At 57.7% G+C, this 4,760-nt stretch carries 6 protein-coding genes and 3 pseudogenes; 6 read left to right on the forward strand and 3 right to left on the reverse strand.

Annotated elements, in window-relative coordinates; all coding sequences use genetic code 11:
* Positions 1–218 (reverse strand): efflux RND transporter permease subunit (locus tag JWR14_RS31860; protein ID WP_299717363.1); only part of this gene is annotated, 218 nt, incomplete at its 3' end.
* Between the two features lie 306 nt (positions 219–524).
* Positions 525–852: pseudogene (locus tag JWR14_RS31865) on the reverse strand (DDE-type integrase/transposase/recombinase); the annotation flags it as partial.
* A gap of 112 nt (positions 853–964) precedes the next feature.
* On the opposite strand from JWR14_RS31865, the gene JWR14_RS31870 reads away from it, so the two are divergent.
* Entirely contained in the window at positions 965–1,408 is a 444-nt protein-coding gene (locus tag JWR14_RS31870) for a hypothetical protein (RefSeq protein ID WP_299717365.1), read from the forward strand.
* A 39-nt stretch (positions 1,409–1,447) separates the two neighbouring features.
* Here the strand turns inward: JWR14_RS31870 and JWR14_RS31875 are convergent.
* Positions 1,448–1,561: pseudogene (locus tag JWR14_RS31875) on the reverse strand (IS6 family transposase); the annotation flags it as partial.
* A 167-nt stretch (positions 1,562–1,728) separates the two neighbouring features.
* Between JWR14_RS31875 and JWR14_RS31880 the strand changes: the two are divergent.
* The 5 genes and pseudogenes from JWR14_RS31880 to JWR14_RS31900 all read left to right on the forward strand — a co-directional run.
* Entirely contained in the window at positions 1,729–2,172 is a 444-nt protein-coding gene (locus JWR14_RS31880) for a DUF2231 domain-containing protein (RefSeq protein WP_299717367.1), read from the forward strand.
* Complete coding sequence (locus JWR14_RS31885) at positions 2,165–3,484, forward strand: sorbosone dehydrogenase family protein (RefSeq protein ID WP_299717369.1); 1,320 nt, start codon at positions 2,165–2,167, stop codon at positions 3,482–3,484. Before JWR14_RS31880 ends, JWR14_RS31885 begins: the two co-directional genes overlap by 8 nt.
* A 154-nt stretch (positions 3,485–3,638) precedes the next feature.
* The gene (locus JWR14_RS31890; protein ID WP_299717371.1) at positions 3,639–4,040 is read left to right on the forward strand and encodes a hypothetical protein; all 402 of its coding nucleotides are present in this window, start codon (positions 3,639–3,641) and stop codon (positions 4,038–4,040) included.
* A 166-nt stretch (positions 4,041–4,206) separates the two neighbouring features.
* The gene (gene pqqA, locus JWR14_RS31895) at positions 4,207–4,281 is read left to right on the forward strand and encodes a pyrroloquinoline quinone precursor peptide PqqA (protein ID WP_277041854.1); all 75 of its coding nucleotides are present in this window, start codon (positions 4,207–4,209) and stop codon (positions 4,279–4,281) included.
* 210 nt (positions 4,282–4,491) lie between these two features.
* A pseudogene (locus JWR14_RS31900) lies at positions 4,492–4,760 on the forward strand (pyrroloquinoline quinone biosynthesis protein B); the annotation flags it as partial.

Genomic DNA, 4,760 nt, shown 5'->3' on the forward strand with positions numbered 1-4,760 from the left:
GTCAAGGCGCGCTCGTAGTAGTAGACCACGCGGCCGGACATGTCCTGCGGGGACAGTCCGTTGTAGTTCCACACGACCGCGATCACCGGGATGCGGATGGCAGGAAAGATGTCCGTCGGCGTCTTCATTACGGCCATCGTGCCGAACAGGATGAGGAGGATGCTCATCACCACGAAGGTGAGGGGGCGGCGCAGTGCAACCAGGACAATGGCGTTCATGTAAGAGTGTCTGTGTCGGATGAGGCATTGCGTCGGCGTCTGTGGTCCTGCGGGGACCGACGAGGCGTGTAAGCAGGGGCCTATGATCGGAGGCGCCGGATAACCGAATATCGACACTCGAATGAAGCTTTATTTAGTCACAGAACCACGGAACCATTCGTTTCATCGGCCGCCGGCCGCCATGCTTTCGGCAGGCTGACAAGGCTGCTGTTGAGCAATGCCATAAGAACGAAGGTTTTCTCGCGATAAGGACATGCGGACGAGATCGGGGTAAATTGAGAGGATCGCTTACATGGCGAGACCGTATCATTGTTCAGCGACCGAGCGCTCCAGTACAGCATCGTCCTTCATGTCGCCTTTCACTATCATGCGCATGAGTTCGATGCCACGTAAAAAGGTTCGAGCGCAGTGGAAATCCTTGAATCCCAGCATCGGTCGGTGAATGCGCATGATCGCCCGACCGATGCTACTCGCCTATGTTGTGCAAATACTTTGCCTGTCGAATCTTTGATAAGGGTTCGCGTTCGGCAATGACTGCGTTCAATCCCGCGAAATTCACTCCGCTCTTGTCAATCGTCACCGTCTCCGGGATGCCATTCTGATCGATGGCTTTCTCCAAGTAACGCCAGGCGGCCACGAGAGCGTGCAAAAGCTGGGGAGGCCCCGGGGAGTGCCGCTCGAGCTTCGGTGCACGGCACCGGTTTCGTGTGGAGTACGCTGATCAGTATCGCAACGGAGGGGGAGCCATGCGGTTGATCATCGAAGGAAGGTTGGCCGACGGAGACAATGATATGGTCGAGCACGGTGAGGGCGTTCTGGCCGTGGTCGATCGCCCTGACTCCTGTCTTGCCGAACTGGGCCTGACTCTCGCGGAAGGGCGGTCGCTGCTGGCAAAGGTGCAGACCGAATTAATCTCGAAACAAGTGGAGTGGTGGCTCTCAGGGCAGACCCATTGTCAGAGCTGCGGTGCGGCCTTGATCCACAAAGACAGTCGCTCGACGGTGCTGCGTACCGTCTACGGCAAAGTGACGGTGAACAGCCCGCGGCTATGGTCGTGTGCGTGTCAAGGGGCTGCGCAAACGCCGCGGCGTGTCGTGCATCCCTTGTCCAAAACGCTAACCAGACGCGTCACTTCCGAGCTGGAATACCTCCAGGCGAGGTGGGCAGCTCATTTGGTTGTGTCGCAGTAAGACGGGAGGGACGAGTAAATGAGATATCCAAAGAATACCTTATGAAACGGGCGGGTAGAACTGCTGGGCAGCGGACAGCGGGATTTTACCCAAGCATTTCATTTGCCCTTTCTTGATCATGTGCATAGTCTCAATGCAAGATACCCTTATCCTTTTAACGCTCCCGGCTTGTAATGATTCGTCATTGCGCACATCGGAAAAGACTCTTTACGCAATTCGCGTGTCGTCACGATTGCCAGCCCGATAAACTTCGCGCTGGATTATCAGAACGTTTCGCCGCGGTCATCGGCGCCATGCCCAGCTCAAAAAAGGACTTATTCATGACTCCAACCAGCCCGAGATATCAGTCAAGATTGGCCACGGCGGTCTTCGATCTGTTCAATCCGATTCCTTACGGTTTCTTCGTCGGCACATTGATCTTCGACATCATCTACGCGAATACAGCCGATGTTTTGTGGGCGAAAGGGGCCGCGTGGCTCGTCACGGTGGGATTGTTTTTTGCCATTATTCCGCGCTTGATCAATCTGGGCCACGTATGGCTTCCTTCGCGCCATACGGTAACTAGTATCGAGAAACTCGATTTCTGGTTGAACCTGCTCGGCATCGTCGCGGCGATCGGCAACGCATTCATTCATAGCCGCGATGCGTACGCAATCGTTCCACTGAACGTGATTCTCTCGGTGATCACGGTGGCGTTGCTGAGCGTCGGGCAAATCGCGCTCGCGTTCGACAAGTTCGGTTTCAAGGAGACGGCTCGTGAATAAATCCATCTTGAGTAGCGTCATTCTGGTCGCTATTGCGACATTGATCAGCGGATGCAACGAGCGAGCCCAGTATGACGCAGAGCATCAGGCCGGAGCCAATCCACCGTTGCCGAGCGCACGGAGTTTCTTAACGCCTCCGATGCAGGTACCAAAGTACGCCGGTTGGCAGAACGGCGAAACGCCGAAGGTGGCGGACGGCCTGAAGATCGAGAAGATCGCATCCGGGCTCGAACATCCGCGCCAGGTCTATGCGCTTCCGAATGGCGACATCCTGGTGGCTGAGTCGAACAGCCCGGATGCGGAACCTGTTACCTCGCCGAAGCAGTTGATCGCCGACATCGTAACGGCCCGCTCGGGAAAGAGTGCGAAAGGCGCCAATCGCATTACGCTGCTGCGAAAGCGCGCTGGCGGTAGCGGGGAATGGGACAAATATGTGTTCATCGATCACCTGCATTCGCCATTCGGCATGCAGCTGGTTGGCGACACGCTATATGTCGCCGACACGGATGCGGTCCTGAAGTATCCGTATAAGTCCGGCGAGACAAGCATCTCCACACCCGGGGTCGAACTCGCCGACCTCCCGGACAAGGTCAACCATCATTGGACCAAGGCGCTGCTAGCCAGCCCCGATGGCAAGAAGCTGTATGTCGGCGTCGGCTCGAACAGCAATATCACCGAAAACGGTCTCGACGTCGAATACCGGCGCGCAAACGTACTGGAAGTCGAGATCGCGACGGGCGCCAGCCGCATCTATGCGGCCGGGATACGCAACCCGACCGGGCTGCAATGGGAACCGAAAACGGGACAGCTCTGGGCGATCGCGAACGAACGCGACGAAATCGGCGCGGACCTCGTCCCCGACTATCTGACCTCGGTGCGGGACGGCGGCTTCTATGGCTGGCCGTACAGCTACTATGGCCAGCATGTTGATACGCGTGTCAAGCCGCAGCGCCCCGACCTGGTCGCGAAGGCGATCAGCCCGGATTATGCAATCGGCTCCCACGTCGCGCCGCTTGGACTGTGGTTCTATACCGGCAGCAACCTGCCGGCGCAGTATCGAGGCGGGGCCTTCATCGCCGAGCACGGCAGTTGGGATCGTTCACCGCTGAGCGGTTACGCGGTGGCGTATGTCGCGTTCGAGAACGGCAAACCCGTTGGTACGCCAAAGCCTGTCGTCACCGGCTTCGCGTCCGGCGACGAAAAGGAGCTGTATGGCGCGCCGGTCGGGCTGACCCAGGATCAGGGCGGCGCGCTCATCATTGCCGACGATGTCGGCGATGCCGTTTGGCGTGTGACAAAGACAGGCGGCTAGGCGGGAGCCGGGGGCACTCAGGCGCCTCCGCCTCCTGTTGCGCGATGTATTCGGCATCATGCCGAGACCCGTCGACGCGATGAACCAACCCGCCTGCTGTTGCCGTCTATCGATTACACCAACGCCTTCAGGCCGACCCGAATAGGAGCCGACAATGAAAGTGAAAGCGAAAGCGACTGCCGTCCTTGCCTGCTGTTGGTCCATCGCCGTACTTTCTTTCTCGCCGCTGGCCCACGCGGCGGCCGATCCACATGTCTTAACGCAAACCTGCCCCAACGGGGACAAGATTGCACTGAACATGAACAAAAAGATCTTGACCTTCACGCACGGCTCGCAGACCTACCATGCAACTTACGATGACGGTTATGCCATAACATGGGCCGCGGACAACCCCCCACTGCCCGATGGCGTGAAGACAATGCCGACGGGCGGCCAGATCGGGACACACGGCGCGTTTCTCGGCGATAGAGACGTGGATAACAACGTGGTATGTCCCCGCGACAAGTACCTTGAAGCCATCATGTGGCCGACGATATTAATGAGTTTGCATGCCTGATGTTTTTATATCGAAAGCAGACCGATTGGTTCACCGCGTCGTTTTATCCGAAACCGTTTTAAGCGCTTATGCAGGTATTGATATTCTCGTCGCGGAGCGTAGACTAATGGTTCGGATGGCTCTGCTTTCCGAGCAACACCCTTCCCACCACTAAGGAGTACTTTTTATGACCTGGACAACGCCGTCTTACACCGACATGCGCTTTGGTTTCGAAATCACGATGTACATTGCAACGCGCTGATTGAAATAGAGCGCGCTCGGGGCCGCGGGCATGTATACGCCGCCTCGGGCAAACTGGTCAAAGAATATCGGACTAGATGCCTCTCGGATTTATCCAACTGCCGAGTAGTAGCGCGACCATTCTTTTGCGCCGGACTTGGGGCGGTGACATTCTCGAGGCGACGGCACGAGTTCCCGGCTGGCACATTGCCGGAATGAGCGAAGGTTTCACATGAAATTGAAAGTGTTGGGCTCGTCCGCAGGCGGTGGTTTCCCCCAATGGAATTGCAATTGCCGCAATTGCGACGGCGTGCGGCGTGGGACCGTGAACGCAAAAAGACGCACGCAGTCCTCCATCATCGTGAGCGCGAACGGCGCGAACGGCGCGGACTGGCTGCTTGTCAATGCGTCGCCGGACCTGCTCACGCAAATCGCAGCCCATCCCGAACTGCAACCGGCCCGCCGAGGGCGCGACAGTGGCATCGCCGCGGTGGTGACAAT

The sequence above is a fragment of the Caballeronia sp. genome, assembly GCF_028292365.1.
GTDB lineage: Bacteria > Pseudomonadota > Gammaproteobacteria > Burkholderiales > Burkholderiaceae > Caballeronia.

Excerpts from the sequence above, each read along its gene's own strand:
- JWR14_RS31890 (WP_299717371.1), top strand. The coding sequence starts at position 3,639 with ATGAAAGTGAAAGCGAAAGCGACTGCCGTCCTTGCCTGCTGTTGGTCC.
- JWR14_RS31880 (WP_299717367.1), top strand. The coding sequence starts at position 1,729 with ATGACTCCAACCAGCCCGAGATATCAGTCAAGATTGGCCACGGCGGTC.
- JWR14_RS31870 (WP_299717365.1), top strand. The coding sequence starts at position 965 with ATGCGGTTGATCATCGAAGGAAGGTTGGCCGACGGAGACAATGATATG.